The sequence below is a fragment of the Nocardioides sp. Z22_16 genome, assembly GCF_058134365.1.
The window spans coordinates 695,447-709,840 of the sequence record NZ_JBYTTI010000003.1 but is presented as its reverse complement, the minus strand read 5'-3'; the positions used below and the strand labels follow the sequence as shown (position 1 = coordinate 709,840).

15 protein-coding genes are annotated in these 14,394 nt (G+C 73.3%); 10 read left to right on the top strand and 5 right to left on the bottom strand.

Going from position 1 to position 14,394, the window contains the following annotated elements:
• Window positions 1–22 precede the first annotated feature (22 nt).
• On the top strand, window positions 23–538 hold the full coding sequence (locus AC3X7R_RS11820; protein ID WP_489965845.1) for a DUF1360 domain-containing protein: 516 nt from the start codon (window positions 23–25) through the stop codon (window positions 536–538).
• 121 nt (window positions 539–659) lie between these two features.
• Complete coding sequence (locus AC3X7R_RS11815; RefSeq protein WP_489965844.1) at window positions 660–1,379, top strand: Rv1352/Rv1906c domain-containing protein; 720 nt, start codon at window positions 660–662, stop codon at window positions 1,377–1,379.
• Window positions 1,380–1,403: 24 nt separating this feature from the next.
• Here the strand turns inward: AC3X7R_RS11815 and AC3X7R_RS11810 are convergent, their stop codons facing one another.
• Window positions 1,404–2,774 (bottom strand): GntP family permease, encoded by a 1,371-nt coding sequence (locus AC3X7R_RS11810; RefSeq protein WP_489965843.1) that lies wholly within the window; start codon window positions 2,772–2,774, stop codon window positions 1,404–1,406.
• 71 nt (window positions 2,775–2,845) lie between these two features.
• Here AC3X7R_RS11810 and AC3X7R_RS11805 point away from each other — a divergent pair, with 71 nt between their 5' ends.
• Window positions 2,846–3,445, top strand: coding sequence for a hypothetical protein (locus tag AC3X7R_RS11805; protein WP_489965842.1), 600 nt, complete (start codon window positions 2,846–2,848; stop codon window positions 3,443–3,445).
• A gap of 20 nt (window positions 3,446–3,465) precedes the next feature.
• Here the strand turns inward: AC3X7R_RS11805 and AC3X7R_RS11800 are convergent, their stop codons facing one another.
• The 3 genes from AC3X7R_RS11800 to mftR form a co-directional block, all read right to left on the bottom strand.
• A complete protein-coding gene (locus AC3X7R_RS11800) occupies window positions 3,466–4,911 on the bottom strand; it encodes an aldehyde dehydrogenase (protein WP_489965841.1) in 1,446 nt (481 codons plus the stop codon).
• An 87-nt stretch (window positions 4,912–4,998) separates the two neighbouring features.
• A complete protein-coding gene (locus AC3X7R_RS11795) occupies window positions 4,999–6,120 on the bottom strand; it encodes an NDMA-dependent alcohol dehydrogenase (RefSeq protein WP_489965840.1) in 1,122 nt (373 codons plus the stop codon).
• 142 nt (window positions 6,121–6,262) lie between these two features.
• On the bottom strand, window positions 6,263–6,850 hold the full coding sequence (gene mftR / locus AC3X7R_RS11790; protein WP_489965839.1) for a mycofactocin system transcriptional regulator MftR: 588 nt from the start codon (window positions 6,848–6,850) through the stop codon (window positions 6,263–6,265).
• 85 nt (window positions 6,851–6,935) lie between these two features.
• Between mftR and mftA the strand changes: the two genes are divergently transcribed.
• Genes mftA through mftF form a run of 7 tightly spaced genes read left to right on the top strand, consistent with a single transcriptional unit; the run spans window position 6,936 to window position 12,820 of the window.
• A complete protein-coding gene (mftA, locus tag AC3X7R_RS11785) occupies window positions 6,936–7,037 on the top strand; it encodes a mycofactocin precursor MftA (RefSeq protein ID WP_489965838.1) in 102 nt (33 codons plus the stop codon).
• On the top strand, window positions 7,037–7,309 hold the full coding sequence (gene mftB, locus AC3X7R_RS11780) for a mycofactocin biosynthesis chaperone MftB (RefSeq protein ID WP_489965837.1): 273 nt from the start codon (window positions 7,037–7,039) through the stop codon (window positions 7,307–7,309). Before mftA ends, mftB begins: the two co-directional genes overlap by 1 nt.
• Entirely contained in the window at window positions 7,306–8,580 is a 1,275-nt protein-coding gene (mftC, locus tag AC3X7R_RS11775) for a mycofactocin radical SAM maturase (protein ID WP_489965836.1), read from the top strand. Before mftB ends, mftC begins: the two co-directional genes overlap by 4 nt.
• A gap of 16 nt (window positions 8,581–8,596) precedes the next feature.
• Complete coding sequence (mftD, locus tag AC3X7R_RS11770; protein WP_489965835.1) at window positions 8,597–9,865, top strand: pre-mycofactocin synthase MftD; 1,269 nt, start codon at window positions 8,597–8,599, stop codon at window positions 9,863–9,865.
• Between the two features lie 2 nt (window positions 9,866–9,867).
• Window positions 9,868–10,554 carry a mycofactocin biosynthesis peptidyl-dipeptidase MftE gene (gene mftE, locus AC3X7R_RS11765; protein ID WP_489965834.1) on the top strand — a complete coding sequence of 229 codons (687 nt, stop codon included), beginning with the start codon at window positions 9,868–9,870 and terminating at the stop codon, window positions 10,552–10,554.
• Window positions 10,551–11,315 (top strand): mycofactocin-coupled SDR family oxidoreductase, encoded by a 765-nt coding sequence (locus tag AC3X7R_RS11760; RefSeq protein WP_489965833.1) that lies wholly within the window; start codon window positions 10,551–10,553, stop codon window positions 11,313–11,315. The genes mftE and AC3X7R_RS11760 overlap by 4 nt, the downstream gene beginning before the upstream one ends.
• The gene (mftF, locus tag AC3X7R_RS11755) at window positions 11,312–12,820 is read left to right on the top strand and encodes a mycofactocin biosynthesis glycosyltransferase MftF (protein ID WP_489965832.1); all 1,509 of its coding nucleotides are present in this window, start codon (window positions 11,312–11,314) and stop codon (window positions 12,818–12,820) included. The genes AC3X7R_RS11760 and mftF overlap by 4 nt, the downstream gene beginning before the upstream one ends.
• Here the strand turns inward: mftF and AC3X7R_RS11750 are convergent.
• Window positions 12,757–14,352, bottom strand: coding sequence for a DUF222 domain-containing protein (locus AC3X7R_RS11750; protein ID WP_489965831.1), 1,596 nt, complete (start codon window positions 14,350–14,352; stop codon window positions 12,757–12,759). The genes mftF and AC3X7R_RS11750 overlap by 64 nt on opposite strands.
• Between the last annotated feature and the right edge of the window lie 42 nt (window positions 14,353–14,394).

Below are 14,394 nucleotides of genomic sequence, written 5' to 3'. Positions count from 1 at the left end.
TCACCGCGTCCCGAGGAGCACCATGAAGCTCGTCCCCTCCGCCCTGACCGGGCTGATGTCGACACCCCGCTCCTACGACCCCGACCAAGAGGTCAACCTGGCGGGCTTCGCCGCCAGCATGCTCTCCTACTCGGCACTCGTCGCTCTCACGGCGGCGGTCGCGCGGGCGCGTCCGGGGGAGGTGCCGGAGAGCTACGGCGTCCAGGACCTGGTGCTCGGCGGCGTGGCCACCCACAAGTTCACCCGCATCCTCTCCCGGTCGTCGGTGGCCAGCCCGCTGCGGGCGCCGTTCGTCCGCTTCGAGGGGCCGGCCGGCTCCGGCGAGCACCTCGAGCACCCCACCGACGAGGGGCCGGTCCGCCACACCGTCGGCGAGCTGCTCACCTGCCCGTTCTGCCTCGGCGTCTGGGTGAGCACGGCGTACGTCGCCGGCCTGACCTTCGCGCCGCGGGCGAGCCGTGCCTGGGCCGGGGTGATGGTGGTGGTCTCGGTCTCGGACTTCCTGCAGCACGCCTACGGGCGCCTGCGCGACGACTGAGTGCGGGCCGCGTCCACTTTGCCGATTCTGGCCCGCGGGGCACCTCGCCCGCGATTCACTGTCGTGCCCGGGCCCATGGGGAGCCTCGACGCACCACACGACCAAGGACGCGACCACTGCCATGACCGACACACCGCCGCCCACCTGGAGAGACGTCGCCAACGGGCGCTTCGAGGTCGCCCCGAAGCCGCTGCCGACCTACGAGGCGGAGCAGGACGCACCGACGACCGGCGACGCGCCGGTCGACGCGCCGGGCGCCGGGCCCGGTGACGCCGAGGACGCTTCGCACGGGGGCTCCGGCCGGCTCTGGGCCGTCGCCCTCGTCGTGGCCCTGGCGGCCGGGGCCGCGGGCTTCGCCGCCGGCACCACCGACCTCTTCGGCGACGGGGAGTCCGACCAGCAGGTCCGCGCGGCCGAGCTGAGCTCCCGCGACGACGACCTGAGCACCCGCGAGCAGACGCTCGAGGAGGAGCAGCAGGAGCTCGCGAAGGCCCAGCGCAAGCTCCGCCAGAAGGAGAAGGCGCTCACCCGGCGGGTCAAGGGCCTCCAGCAGCGCGAGCAGGCGGTCGCGACCGCCGAGCAGGCGCTGGCCGAGCAGTCCCAGCTCGCCGACAGCGTCGTCGGCGACGGCACCTTCCAGGTGGGCTCCGACCTCCTCCCCGGGACGTACCGCTCGTCGGGCGGCAGCGACAGCTGCACCTGGACCGTGCGGTCGGCCGAGGTCGGTGGCGAGACGCTCACCGAGGAGTCGGTCACCGGCGGCGACGAGGCCACCGTGACCCTGGACGACGGGCGCTCCTTCGAGACCTCCGGCTGCGGGGACTGGTCACTCCAGCCCTGACCCGGCGCCGCCGGGCACCGCCGCTCAGGCGAAGAGGGAGACCAGCACCACCATCGGCAGGGAGACGACCGACCCCACCGAGGTGGCCAGGGTCAGCGTCTTGAGGGCGCCCTTGGTGGAGAGCCCCAGCAGTGCCTTGAACATCCAGAAGAAGTTGCTGTTGACCTGGAGCGCGAACATCGCGCCCGAGGCGATGGCGAGTCCGATCGCCACCGGGGCGACGTCGAGCGAGCCGACGATGGGACCGAGGATCCCGGCCGCGGCGATCGCCGCCACCGAGACCGATCCGATGGCCAGGTGGAGCAGCGCCGCGACGAACCAGGCCAGCAGGACGCTCAGGATCACCGGGGCACCGCTGTCGGCGGTGAAGAACCCCCCGAGCACCTCGTCGAGGTCCGTCGCCCCGATCACCGCGCCGAGCGAGCCGCCGACCCCGGTGACCAGCAGGATCTCGCCGGTGGTGTGGAAGCCGTCGTCCAGGGCCTCGCGGGTGCTGTCGAGCCCCGCCGTGCCGCGGGAGAGTGCGTAGGCGCCGACCAGTCCGATGAAGAGCGCGAAGTTGGCGTTGCCGAGGAACTCGATGAACGGGGTGGAGAAGTCGAGCAGGTCGGCGAAGGCCCCGAAGGCGATCATCGCCAGCGGGACCAGGATCGGCAGCAGCAGCACCAGGAGCGGCAGCCGTCCGGTGTCCCCGTCGCCCTCGGCGCCGTCCTCCCCGGCGGCCGCCTCGGCGGCGGCCTCCCGGTCGGCCAGGGCCTGGTGCAGCTCCTCGTCGGTGTCGGGCTTCCAGAAGCCGCGGCTCAGCACCACGCGCATCACCAGCGAGGTGAGGATCGCCGTCAGCGGACCGATCACGATGCCGAAGAGGAGCCAGGTGCCGAGCGAGATGTCGAGGAGGCCGGCGATGGAGATCGCCGCCAGGCCGGGGATCACGAAGACGTAGCCGGCGAAGATGCCGACGCCCAGCGCCGAGGCGAGCAGCGGCAGCCCGATCCGGCCCAGCCGCGGCGCGGCCGAGCGGGCGACGGGCGCGGCCAGCACCACCTGCACGTCGACGTAGATCGACGGCAGCACCGTGGAGAGCAGGGTGGAGAGGGTGTAGGGCAGCCGGGTGGCGCCCACGACGCGGACCAGCACGTCGACCAGTCGCTGGAAGGTGCCGTTGACCTGGAGCAGGGCGCCGATCAGCACGCCGAACCCGATGAGCAGGCCGACCTCCGCCATGATCTCGCCGAACCCGAGGGTGATCGCCTCGATCGTCCCGGTGACCCCCACGCCGGAGGCGAGGCCCAGGTAGAGCGAGGCGATGATCAGGGAGATCACCGGGTCGACCTTGAAGCGGATGATCAGGCCGATCGCCAGGACGATCGCGACGGCGGTGTGCAGGGCGATCACCCGGTCAGTGTGGCACGCCGGTGAGACGCAGGTCACGTATGACGCGGCCGGCGGCGTGCCATCCTCTGCCCATGGAGATCGATGAGCTCGAGGTCAGCGAGGAGCTGCGCAGGCGCGTGGCGGCGTCGGGGCAGACCACCGACACCTGGCCGGTGACCCACGACGGGGAGGCGAGCGTCCTGGTGGTGCGGGAGGGGGCGCTCTGCGTCTACGGCCTGGAGACCGAGCGGGTCTTCCGCTGGCCGGAGCTGCGGCGGGTGGTGGCGGAGGCGGACACCCTCGGCCTCCGCTCCGCCCAGTCACCGACGATGACCCGGTTGGGCTTGGTCGCCCGCGCCCACGGTCCGCAGATCCTGGACGCCGTGGAGCGGGCCGGCGGCCCGGTCGCGGGCCCGGAGGAGGAGCCCACGGAGGCCGAGCGCGCGCGGCGCGCCCTCAACCTGGCGATCGCCGGCGGGCTCTTCGTGCAGGTGGTCGCGGCCTTCGTCCTGGCGATCAGTGCGGCGCGGCAGCGCGAGCTCGTCCTGGAGGGCACGGCGGCGCAGTACCAGGGCAGCCCCTGGGGGACCGCCCTCGCCGTGCTGCTCGCCTCGGCGGGCGGGCTCTGCGTCCTGCTGGGAGTGGTCGGCTGGGGCGTGGTGCTGGGGCTCAGGGCGTCACGACGGCCCTGAGCCCCAGCTCGACGCGACTCTCAGGCGTACTGGATGAGCTTGGTCTCGAGGAAGGCGCTCAGGCCCTCGACGTTGCCCTCGCGCCCGAGGCCGGACTGCTTGTAGCCGCCGAAGGGCTGCACGACGCACATCCCCCAGGTGTTGACCGAGATCTGGCCGGTGCGCACCCGCCGGGCGATGCTCTCGGCGAGCTCCACGTCGGAGGCGTAGACGGCGCCGGAGAGGCCGTAGTCGGAGTCGTTGGCGATCTGGATCGCCTCCTCGACGGTGTCGAAGGGGATCACGCAGACCACCGGCCCGAAGATCTCCTCCTGCGCGATCCGCATGTCGTTGCGCACGTCGGCGAAGATCGTCGGCGGCACGTACCACCCGCGGTCGAGCTCCTTCGGCCGCTCGCCCCCGGTGACCAGGCGGGCGCCCTCCTCGACGCCGATCTTGATGTAGCCCTCGACCCGCTCACGCTGGCGCTCAGCGGCCAGCGGGCCGATCACGGTGTCGGCCTCGCGGGGGTCGCCCACCTTGACGCTCTCGAAGATGCCCTTGAGCGCCTCGACGACCTCGTCCTGACGGTGCCGGGGCACCACGATCCGGGTGATGGCGGCGCAGACCTGGCCCGAGGAGCCGATGCCGGCGAAGGCCAGCGTCGGGAGGACCTGGTCGAGCGGGATGTCGTCGGCGATGATGCCGGCCGACTTGCCGCCGAGCTCCAGGGTGACCCGGGCGATCCGGTCTCCGGCGAGGCTCATGATCCGGCGGCCGGCGGCGGTGCTGCCGGTGAACGAGATCTTGTCCACGTCCTTCTGCTTGACCAGGTACTCCCCGACCTCGCGGCCGCCGGGGAGCAGGCTGATGACGCCCTCCGGCAGGCCCGCCGCCTCGAGCGCCTCGGCCAGGATCATGGTGCTGACCGGACCCTCGGGGGCCGGCTTGAGCACCACGGTGCAGCCGGCCGCGAGCGCGGGGCCGATCTTGAGCGAGGCGGTGGCGACCGGCCCGTTCCACGGGATGATGACCGCGACGACGCCGACCGGCTCGCGCACCAGCTTGCCGTGGCCGTCGGCCCAGGTGCGCTCCTCCTCGAACTCGAAGCGCTCGTGGAGCGTGGCGGCGTCGCCCCACATCTTGATCGCGTTGCCGTGGAAGGCCTCGCTGATCGCGGCGGGAGCGCCGATCTCGGCGGTGAACGCCTCGATCATCTCCGGCAGGCGGCTCTCCACCTCCTTGCCGACGCGCGCCAGGACCTCGGCCCGCTCGGCGGGTGTCATCCGGGGCCAGGGGCCCTCGTCGAACGCCCGGCGGGCCGCGGCGATCGCCTTGTCCATGTCGGCCTCGCTGGCCTCGGGGACGGTCGCGATCACCTCTTCGGTGATCGGCGAGACGACCTCGATCTTGCGGTCGGTGCTGGGCTCGACCCACGTGCCGCCGATGAAGAGCTTGTCGAAGCTCCTGATGTTGCCGTCGCTCATGGGACTTCCTCTGTTTCCGGTGTCTGGGTCTCTGGTGTCTGGGGCCGCGTGTGGGTGGCTGTCGTCATGCGTCGCCCCCCTCCCCGCTCAGTCGTCGTAGACGATGACGCCGCGGACGTTGCGGCCCTCGCGCATGTCCTGGAAGGCGGTGTTGATCTCCTCGAGCTTGTACTCCTTGGTGATCAGCTCGTCGAGCTTGTGCTCACCGCGGCGGTAGAGGTCCGCGATCAGCGGGATGTCGATCTGCGCGTTGGTGGTGCCGTAGAGCGTGCCCTGGATCCGCTTGCCCGACATGGCGAAGGTGTAGAGGTCGAGCTGGATGTCGCGCTGGGTGACCGGGGCCGCCGAGGTGACCACGATCGTGCCGCCGCGCCTGGTCATCTCCTGGGCGGGCTGGAGGATCTCGGGGGTCAGCACCCCGACGGTGATGATCACGACGTCGGCGCCCTGGCCGTTGGTCATGCCGGAGACCAGCTCGGCCGCCTCGGCGAAGTCGGCGGCGCTGTGCGTGGCCCCGAGCTGCTTGGCGAGGTCGCGCTTGAACTCGACGGGCTCGACCGCGATCAGGTTCCTCGCCCCCTTCTGCCGGGCGCCCTGCACGGCGTTCATGCCGACGCCGCCGGTGCCGATCACGACCACCGTGTCGCCGAGCTGCATGTCGGCCGCGCGGACCGAGGAGCCCCAGCCGGTGGGCACGCCGCAGCCGATCAGCGCGGCGGACTTGAGCGGGATCTCCTTGTCGATCTTGACCAGCGCGTTGGTCGGCACCGTCACGTAGGGGGCGAAGGTGCCCAGGTAGGACATCGCCCCGATGCCCTTGCCGCGGGCGTGGATCCGGTGGGTCCCGTCGGGCGAGGTGCCGGCCAGGACGCCAGCGCCCAGGTCGCACATGTTGGCCCGGCCGCTGATGCACATCGGGCACTTGCCACAGCTGGGCAGGAAGGAGAGGACGACGTGGTCGCCGACCTCGATGCCCTCCACGCCCTCGCCCAGCTCGGTCACCACGCCGGCGCCCTCGTGGCCGCCGAGGACCGGGGCCCAGTCGAGCGGGATGTCCCCGGTGTCCAGGTGGTCGTCGCTGTGGCAGATGCCGGAGGCCGCGAGCTTGACCGTCGCCTCGCCGCGCTTGGGCGGGTCCAGCTCGATCTCCTCGACCGTCCACCCCGACTTCGTGCCCGGCTCCCACAGCAGTGCGCCCTGGATCTTCATCTCTGCTCCCGATGTCCCGAGGTCAATCGCACGATTGATTCGATTGATGCTTATGATTTTGCACACACGGGACACCGAAAGGCAAGGGTTCTGCGGTCCCACTTCGGGCCGATCGTCGGCGGGCGCCGGGTGGGAGCAGAGATCAGGCGCAGAAGTGGTCCGCGAGCGCGGTCATGCCCTGCTCCAGCAGGTCGGTGACCTCCCGGGCGGGGTCGTCGAGCCAGAGCTCGTAGGCCGTCAGGGCCAGCGCCAGGCCGACGTGGCCCAGCAGCCGGGGCTCCAGCGCCTCGGCCGGCACCCCGAGCCGCTCGGCGGCGAACTCGGCGATCACCCGGCGCCACTCGGCGTACCGCAGGGCGGAGTGCGCCTGGAGCGCGGGCGTCTCCAGGATCAGCCGCATCCGCTCGATGTGCGGGGGCGTGGCGTCGTCGGGGAACCGGTTGAACTCCACGATCGCCCGGCCGACGGCCTCGTGGACCGGGAGCCCCTCGGGAGTCTCCGCCAGGAGCCGGCGGAAGCCCTCCAGGGTCCGGTCGAACTGCCCCCAGGGGATGTCGTTCTTGGAGGGGAAGTAGTTGAACAGGGTGCGCCGACCGACGCCCACCGCCCCCGCGATCGCCTCCAGCGTGGTGGCCTCGAAGCCGCGCTCGCGGAAGAGCGCGAACGCCGCCTGCTCGATGGCGGCGTGGCTCGTCACCTCCGGTCTGCCGACCGTCGCTCGTCTGGACACGGGTGAAATGTAGGCCCTTCCCTTTTGACCACGAGTGCACTTATTGTGGGGCGCACGTCACATTCCCGCTCGGAAGGACCCGCCGATGAACCCCGACAACACCACCGCCACCCCGTCCGACGACACCCTCACCGCCGAGAGCCTCATCGAAGAGGTCTCCATCGACGGCATGTGCGGCGTGTACTGATGCTCGACGAGGCCTGGACCCTGTCACCTGCGGTGGCGCTGCGACCCGAGCCCTTCGGTGCGCTGGCCTACCACTTCGGCAACCGCAAGCTCACGTTCCTCAAGCGGCCCGAGCTGGTGGCAGTGGTCCGGGCACTCGGCGAACAGCCCGACGTCCGCTCGGCGCTGGTCGCCGCCGGCGTCCCCGCGGCCCAGCACGCGGCGTACGCCGACGCGCTCGCCGGCCTGGCCCGCACCGACATGATCCGTCCCCGCGAAGGAGTGGCTGCGTGACCATCGCACCCGAACGCCCCCTCACCGGCACGTTGGTCGAGCAGTTCGAGCTCGGTCTCGACGCCCCGATCTGCCTGACCTGGGAGCTCACCTACGCCTGCAACCTGGAGTGCGCCCACTGCCTGTCCAGCAGCGGCCGGCGGGACCCCCGCGAGCTCACCACCGAGCAGTGCGAGGCGGTGATCGACGAGCTCCAGCGGATGCAGGTCTTCTACGTCAACATCGGCGGCGGCGAGCCCACGATCCGCCCCGACTTCTGGCACCTGCTCCAGTACGCCGTCGACCACCAGGTGGGGGTGAAGTTCTCCACCAACGGCGTCCGGCTCACCCCCGAGCGCGCGGCGTTCCTCGCCTCGCCGGCCTGCAACGGCTACGTCGACGTGCAGATCTCCCTGGACGGCGCGACCGCCGAGGTCAACGACTACGTCCGCGGCCCCGGCTCCTACGACACCGCCCTCACCGCACTGCAGAACCTCCAGGACGCGGGGTTCTCCGATGCCAAGATCAGTGTCGTCTGCACCCGGCAGAACATCGGCCAGCTCGACGAGTTCAAGGCGCTGGCCGACCGCTTCGGCGCCACGCTGCGACTGACCCGGCTGCGCCCCAGCGGCCGCGGCGCCGACGTGTGGGACGAGCTGCACCCGCTCCCGGAGCAGCAGCGCGAGCTCTACGACTGGCTGATGGCCCACGGCGAGGGCGTGCTGACCGGCGACTCGTTCTTCCACCTCGCCGCCTTCGGCGAGGCGCTCCCCGGGCTCAACCTCTGCGGTGCCGGGCGCGTGGTCTGCCTGATCGACCCGATCGGCGACGTCTACGCCTGCCCGTTCGCCATCCACGACAACTTCCTGGCGGGCAACCTGCTGGGCGAGGGCGGCTTCAAGGAGGTCTGGCAGAACTCCGAGCTCTTCACCGAGCTGCGCGCCCCGCAGACCGGCGGCGCCTGTGCGAAGTGCACCTTCTACGACACCTGCCGGGGCGGCTGCATGGCCGCCAAGTTCTTCACCGGCCTGCCGCTCGACGGGCCCGACCCGGAGTGCGTGCAGGGCTACGGAGAGACCGCCCTGCAGCAGCTGGCGGAGTCCGGCGGCCGGGTCGTCCCCGCCGCCAGCCAGGACCACTCCAAGGCCAACCCCACCCGCAACCAGCCGGTGATGCTCACCCTCAGCCGCCGTCCCGGCGCCGGCGCACCGTCCCTGGCCGGACCCAGCGCTCCCCCGGTCTCGGCGTGCGCCGAGAACCCGCTGGCCGGCTTCGCCGCCCCCACCAACTGACGAGGACCTCCCCAACATGGCTGTCAAGAAGCCCGAGTGGCTGCAGAACCCCTGGAAGCAGAACCCCTGGTTCGAGTCCGTCGCGGTCGCCCAGGAGCGCGCCCGCAAGCGGCTGCCGGCGCCGGTCTACGGCGCCCTGGTCGCCGGCTCCGAGCGGGGTCAGACGGTGGGCGACAACCAGGCCGCCTTCGCCGAGCTGGGAGTCGCCCCGCACGTGGCGGGCCACCAGGCCCTGCGCGAGATGGCCACCTCGGTGATGGGCCAGGAGATCTCCCTCCCGGTGCTGATCAGCCCCACGGGCGTCCAGGCCGTCCACCCCGACGGCGAGGTGGCCGTCGCGCGCGCGGCGGCCTCCCGCGGCACCGTGATGGGTCTGTCCAACTTCGCCTCCAAGTCGGTCGAGGAGGTGACCGCCACCGGCGCGACCACCTTCTTCCAGATGTACTGGACCGGCGACCGCGACGTGGTGGTGCAGCGGATGCAGCGCGCCCACGCCGCCGGCGCGGTGGGCCTGATCGCCACCCTCGACTGGTCGTTCTCCATGGGCCGCGACTGGGGCAGCCCGGAGATCCCGGAGAAGGTCGACCTCAAGACGATGGTGCGGATGGCACCGCAGGTCGCGACGAAGCCGCGGTGGCTGTGGCAGTTCGGCCGCACCGGGCAGATCCCCGACCTGACCGCGCCCAACCTGGCCCCGCCCGGCGGCGAGGCGCCGACCTTCTTCGGCGCCTACTACGAGTGGATGACCACCCCGCCCCCCTCGTGGGAGGACGTGGCCTGGATGCGGGAGCAGTGGTCGCAGATCAGCGGCGGCCGCCCGTTCATGCTCAAGGGCGTCTGCCGGATCGACGACGCCCTGCGGGCCCGCGACATCGGCGTCGCCGCGATCTCGGTCTCCAACCACGGCGGCAACAACCTCGACGGCACCCCGGCGGCGATCCGGATGGTCAAGCCGATCAGCGACGCCGTCGGCAGCGACCTCGACGTCGTGATGGACGGCGGCATCCGGCGCGGCTCCGACGTGGTCAAGGCGGTCGCCCTCGGCGCCCGCGCGGTGATGATCGGCCGCGCCTACCTGTGGGGCCTCGCCGCCAACGGCGAGCAGGGTGTCGGGAACGTCCTCGACGTGCTGCGCTCCGGCATCGACTCCGCGCTGCTGGGCCTGGGCGTCTCCTCGATCGACGAGCTGACCCCCGAGCACCTGCTGGTCCCCGACGGCTTCCACCGCGCCCTCGGGGAGCCCCGCTCCGCCGGCCTGCACGCGGCCAGCCCCACCCGGAGCTGAGCGTGCTGGCGCAGGCGACCTCCGCCGAGAGCGCCGGAGCAGGCCTGGTCCTGGTGCCGGTGGGCTCGATCGAGCAGCACGGACCGCACCTGCCGCTGGAGACCGACACCCTGATCGCCACCGCCGTCGCCGACGCGGCCGCCGAGCGCCTCGGCGGCCGTGCGGCAGGCGTCTGGGTGGCGCCGCCGCTGAGCTACGGCTCCAGCGGGGAGCACCAGTCCTTCCCCGGCACGGTGTCGATCGGCACCGAGGCGCTGCGGTTCGTGGTGGTGGAGCTGGTCCGCTCGGTGCGCACCTGGGCCTCCCGCGTCGTCCTGGTCAACGCGCACGGCGGCAACCTCACCGCGCTGCGGTCGGCCGTCGACCAGCTCGTCGCCGAGGGCCACGACGTGGGCTGGGTCGCCTGCGCGACCGAGGAGGTCGACCTGCACGCCGGTCGCACCGAGACCTCGCTGCTGCTCCACCTCGCTCCCGAGGCGGTGCGGCTCGAGCTCGCCGAGGCCGGCGACTGCCGTCCGCTCGCCGAGATCCTGCCCGCGCTGATGGCCGGCGGCATCGCCGCCGTCTCGGCCAACGGGGTGCTCGGCGACCCCGCCGGCGCCTCGGCGGCCGAGGGCGCGGCGGTGCTGGAGACGATGGTCTCCGGCATCGTCTCCCGGCTCGCCCCCGCGGTCCCGGCCCCGTCGTGAGCCGGACGGCCCTGGTCACCGGGGCGGCGCGCGGCATCGGCGCCGCCACCGTGGCGCGACTGGTGGCCGACGGCTACCGGGTGATGGCGGTGGACTCCTGCGAGGGGCCGCCGCTCGCCACCCGGGACGACCTCGAGGGACTCGCCGAGCGCCACGGCGACCGGGTGCTCTGCCGGGTCGTCGACGTCCGCGACCGGGCCGCCCTCACCGTCGCGGTCGACGAGGCGGTGCAGGCGTGGGGCCACCTCGACGTCGCCGTCGCGGCCGCGGGGATCATCCTGGGCGGCCAGCCGCTGTGGGAGACCCCCGAGACGGTCCTCGACGACCTCTGGGCCGTGGTGACCAAGGGCGTGTGGAACACGGCGGCGGCCGCCGTGCCGGCCATGCTGGCCGGCCCCGACCCCGGCACCTGCCGCTTCGTCGCCGTCGCCTCCGCCGCCGGCACCCACGGCCTCTTCCACCTCGCTGCCTACAACGCCACCAAGCACGCCGTGGTGGGCCTGGTGAAGGGGCTCGCGGCCGACCTGGTCGGCACCGGGGTCACCGCGAGCGCCGTCTCGCCCGGCTCCACCGACACCGCCATGCTCCGCGCCACCGCCACCCTCTACGACGTCCCGGTGACGGAGCTCGCCGCCCACCAGCTCAACCGCCGCGTCCTGGCCCCCGACGAGATCGCCGCGGCGATCGCCTTCTGCGCCTCCCCGGCCGGAGGCGTCGTCAACGGCACCGTCCTGCACGCGGACGGCGGCTTCGGGGCGTGAGCGCCGCACCCCTCTCGCAGACCCGGCTGCCCGACGGCTTCACCGTCGAGCTCGAGCCGGCGGTCCGGCTCCTCGACGGCGGACGCTTCCTGGTCGGCGGCTCCCCCCTCACCGCGATGCGCCTCTCCGGGGCCGCGCGCGCCCACCTGGACCGGCGACGGCTGGTGGTCTCCGACGCGGCCACCGCCCACGTCGCCGAGCGGCTGGTGGCCACCAACCTGGCCCAACCGGTGCTGGGGACGACGCCGCCGCGGGAACCGGCCGAGCTCACGGTGGTGGTGCCCGTGCGCGACCGCCCGGAGCAGCTCGACCGCTGCCTGGCGGCCCTCCACCCGCTGCCGGTCGTGGTGGTGGACGACGCGTCGCACGATCCGGCCGCGGTGGCGGCCGTCGCCGCCCGGCACGGCGCCACGGTCGTGGCCCTGACGACCAACCTCGGCCCCGCGGGCGCCCGCAACGCCGGCCTGGCCCGGGTCACCACCCCGGTGGTCGCCCTGGTCGACTCCGACGTGGAGGCCCCCGCGGCGGCGCTGCTGGCGCTCACCCGGCACCTCGACGACCCGTCGGTCTCCCTGGTCGGCCCTCGGGTCGTCGGCCACGTCCGGCGCTCCCGACCGCGCTGGTTCGAGCGGTACGACGCCGCGGCCTCCTCGCTCAGCCTGGGCCGCAAGCCCTACTCGGTGCGTCCCGGCGCCGGGGTGGCGTGGCTGCCCAGCGCCTGCCTGGTCGGTCGCACCGCGCGGCTGGGGAGCGGCTTCGACACCGACCTGCGGGTGGGCGAGGACGTCGACCTCGTGTGGCGCCTCGTCGACGCCGGCCACCGGGTCCGCTACGAGCCGGCGGTCACCGTGCGCCACGACGTGCGACCGACCGTGAGGGGCTGGCTGGGTCGCAAGGTGCTCTACGGCTCGGGCGGCGCGCTGCTGGCCCAACGGCACGGCGCCCACGTCGCGCCCGCCGTCCTCTCCCCCACCCTCGCGGTCGCCGGCGCGGCTCTCCTGCTGCGGCGGCGGTGGTCGCTCCCGGTCGCCGGTGCGGCCCTGGCCCATGCCGCGGTCACCGTGGGCCGGGCGCTGCCCGCCGACGTGCCGCGCGGCGCCCGCGTCTCGGTCGCGGGGGTCCTGGCGCTCCGCGGGCTCGGCTGGTCGGTGCGGCAGGAGTCCTCCCTGCTGCTGCGGCACTGGTGGCCCGCCGCTGCGGTGGCCGCCTGCGTGCTGCCCCCGGTACGCCGAGCCGCCGCGACCGCCGTGGTGGTCGACACCGTCGTGGCGCTCTCGGAGCACCTGGACGCCGAGCTCGACCTGCCGGCGCTGGTCGTCGGACGCCGGCTGGACGACGCGGCGTACGGCGCGGGGCTGTGGTGGGGGGCGGTACGCGCCAGGTCGGTCGGAGCGCTGAGGCCGCGCCGGCCCGGCCGTTCAGGCAAGTCGGGTCGGACTGGTCAGGCGACGTCGCGGGCCACGGCCCGCACCAGCTCCTCCTCCGCCGGGGTGCCACGGAAGTAGTCGACCCGCAGGCGCGTGTCTGGTCGGGTGGCCGGTTGGGTGGCTGGTCGAGGCTCTGGCTCCCGCGGGATGCGGTCGCCGAGGCGACGGGTGCCGGTGTGGTCGACCAGGTAGTGGGCACCGTGCGGGTCGCGCCAGAGGTAGATCCCGGGGAAAGGCTGCCGGAGACTCCACCCGCCGTGGGTCTTGACCCGGTGGGTGAACGGGCTCAGGGGCCCGTAGTTGCCGATCCGGGACTGGCCTGGCGGGGGTCTGCCGTCGCGCGGTCCGTGGTCGCGGCACTCTCCGTGGTCGTAGGGCGCGGTGTGGTCGATCTGGTGCGAGTCGGGGCGGATCGAGGAGGCGAAGGGGAAGACGTCGGCCGGCGTCATCACCTCCACCGCGCGGCGGTGCCGATCCGGGATCTCGTAGGAGTCGACCGGGGCCTGCCCGGCGACGTCGAGGACCGGGGAGAGGGTGAACCGGGCCTCCCCCAGCCAGCGACGCACCCACCCGGCGGTGACCGGGCCGTGGTCGGGGAGCCGGACGATCCCGGTCGCCTGCTCGTCGCAGGAGCAGGCGGGGGCGTAGGTGTGGACGGTGACGGTGACGCGAGGCAGCACCCGATCCCAGTCGAGGACGGGCCTGGCACCGGAGCACGCCACCGCGGGCCGTGGCGCGGGCTGTGGCGCTGGCTCCTCCGGGTCGGGCTCCGGCGTCGCCTCGGGCGGGTCGGCGGGGCGGTCCTTCCATGCCTGGAAGGCGGCGATCAGCTCGACGGCCAGGTGCGGGTTGGCCCGCACCGCGATCGCCTTGACGCGCCGGTGGTCGACCGGGTCGGTGTCGCCCAGGGCCGCGAGCATGTCGGCCAGCCACGCCACTCGTGCGTCCAGCAGGGTGATGACGTGGAACGGGCCGCGGACGTAGAACCCGCGCATCCCGGAGTCCGTGGAACGCGTCGGCCGGGCGAACTGGTGCTCCGCCGCGGCGCGCTCCCGCTCGGCCGCCGCGTCCGGGTCCGCGGCTGCCACCGCGCCCTCCACCACCGCCTCGAACCGGGACCAGGGGATCCGCCCGTCGGCCGCCTCGGCGACCCGGGAGTCGACGTAGAAGGCCTGGTCCCGGTCCAGCTGCCGGGTCCGCCGGGCCACGTGCCGGGCGTAGGAGGCGCGCACCTCGAGGGCCTGGACCCTGCGCCACAGCCGGGGCAGGCGGATCGTGAGGTCCAACGCGTCGGCGATCAGCGCGGCTCCCGCCCACGGGGAGATCCCCAACCGGGCAGCCAGGGTGGCGCAGCAGAACTCCGCGACCTGCGGCGTGCCCAGGCCGCCGTACCGCCGGGCCTTCTCGCGCCCGGGCAACCGCGCCAGCTCCGGGTCGAGCGTCTCGGGATTGTTGAGCACCGCGTGCTGCACCGCGATCCGGAGCTCCTGGACCTCGCACTCGCGACGCACCTGCGCCACCCGCTCGGCGTGCTGGAGGAGCTGCCCTGCGGACAGCTCCTCCAGCACCACGCCCCCCAGCTCCATGACCACCAGCCAACCAGCGACCACCGACATTCCTGCTCCGGATCTGGCCGGGTCAGGCCGGGTCAG